Here is a 1,798-nt window from a genome sequence, read left to right as displayed (position 1 = left end):
GCCGGGTATCGGCGGAAGCGAAGCTACCGGCTGGTCGGCCAGGATGCGGGCGGTGGGCGCCGAAGCGATCGGCTCAGCCGGTATCGGTGTGGCCCGCGGCCTTGCCAGCAGCCACCTGGACGCGGCTTCCCGCTCGAACGACGACTCCCGGAACACACCGTAGGACAAACCCGGACACGTGCACCACCGGACGCAGCGGCGGGGGCGAATACCGGTGTGGGCCCGCCTGCCGTGTGCGTACGCGGGAAAAGAGTCCAGCATGAAGGTTGTTCTGTTCTGCGGCGGCCAGGGACAGCGTCTGCTGGGAACGGGCGCGGACCAGGTATTTGTGCCGAAACGTGCCACGGACGCGCCGAAGCCGATGCACCTGGTGGGTGGAAAACCCATTCTCTGGCACCTCATGAAATGGTATGCGACATACGGGCACACCGACTTCGTGCTCTGCGTGGGCTTCCGGGGCGAGTTCGTCCGCGCCTGGGTTGGGAATCTCGCCAGCAAGCGTGCCGACGAGCCGACGGCGCTGCCGGGTGTGCCGCGACATCATCTGCTCGACGGTGAGGCCGCCGGGTGGTCGGTCACGATCGTCGACAGCGGGCTCAGCGCGCCGGTGGGGCAACGCCTCCGGGCGGTGCGGCGCCTGGTTGACAGCGAAGACCTGTTCCTCGCGAACTACGCGGACGGCCTGTCCGACGTCCCGCTGCCGCAAATGATCGACGAGGCGCACCGGTCCGGCGCCGTCGCCACGCTGCTCGCCGTACGGCCGCCCGAGAGCATCCACACCGTCGACTTCCAGCCTCGGTCAACCACGATCAGCGAAATCGCTCCCATGGCGGAACAGGACGTGTGGGTGAACGCGGGATTCTTCGTGCTACGGCCCGCGATCTTTGACATCCTCCATCCGGGCGAGGATCTGGTCGACGCGCCGTTCGGCCGGCTGGTCCGGGCCGGCCGGCTGGGCGGCTACCGGTACCGCGGGTTCTGGCGCGCCATGGACACGGCCAAGGACCGTCTCATCCTGGAGAAGCTGTGGAGCTCCGGTGTCCGGCCGTGGGCCGTCTGGGAAGACCCGGCACATGACCAGTTCGTCCCCTGGTGGCCCGCAAGGTGACGGCGGCCACCTTCATTCGAACATATGTGCTATCGTCGAGCACACGCCGCCTGGCGGACCGGGCACATCGCCAAACCCCGAGCCAACCCCCCGAGCTACCGAATCCCACAGCGTCAGCCGACCAAGGAGAAGGAACCATGACGACAGCAGTCGAGCCGATCCCCGCCGACTACCCCGTGATCACCCCGTACCTGCACGTCGACGGCGCGGCCGACGCCATCGATTTCTACACCCAGGTCCTCGGGGCAACCGAACGGATGCGTATCGGCGCCCCGGGAGGAAAGATCGGCCATGCGGAGCTCGTGATCGGCACATCTATGATCATGTTGTCGGACGAGTTCCCCGAGATGGACGCGGCGGGCCCGCGGACCGTAGGCGGAACGCCGGTCAGCATCCACGTGTATGTGACGGACGCCGACGCGGCCCATGACCGCGCGGTCAAGGCCGGCGCCAAAAGCCTGCGCCCAGTCGAGAAGCAGTTCTACGGCGACCGCTCCGGGCAGTTCGAGGACCCGTTCGGTCACCGGTGGTCCGTGGCGACCCATGTTGAAGACGTCCCGGCCGAGGAGCTGGCCCGCCGCGCGGCCGAGGTCATGGGCGGCGCGGCGGACGACCAGAGCTGAGCCCATCCCCGGCGCACGGGGAAGGAGCAGCGGCCTCGCCGCGGCCCATATCCCGGCCTCTGTCCAT

2 protein-coding genes are annotated in these 1,798 nt (G+C 68.2%); both read left to right on the top strand.

Features of this window, described 5'->3' with window-relative positions; genetic code table 11:
• Nucleotides 1–259: 259 nt before the first annotated feature.
• Nucleotides 260–1,108 (top strand): hypothetical protein, encoded by an 849-nt coding sequence (locus MJ785_RS06505; protein WP_239308443.1) that lies wholly within the window; start codon nucleotides 260–262, stop codon nucleotides 1,106–1,108.
• Nucleotides 1,109–1,245: 137 nt separating this feature from the next.
• On the top strand, nucleotides 1,246–1,731 hold the full coding sequence (locus MJ785_RS06500) for a glyoxalase/bleomycin resistance/extradiol dioxygenase family protein (protein WP_239308442.1): 486 nt from the start codon (nucleotides 1,246–1,248) through the stop codon (nucleotides 1,729–1,731).
• Nucleotides 1,732–1,798 lie beyond the last annotated feature (67 nt).

Source organism: Protofrankia sp. CiT1 (assembly GCF_917627335.1).
GTDB lineage: Bacteria > Actinomycetota > Actinomycetes > Frankiales > Frankiaceae > Protofrankia.
The sequence above is the reverse complement of the archived record's forward strand: the minus strand, read 5'-3'. Positions and strand labels throughout refer to the sequence as shown.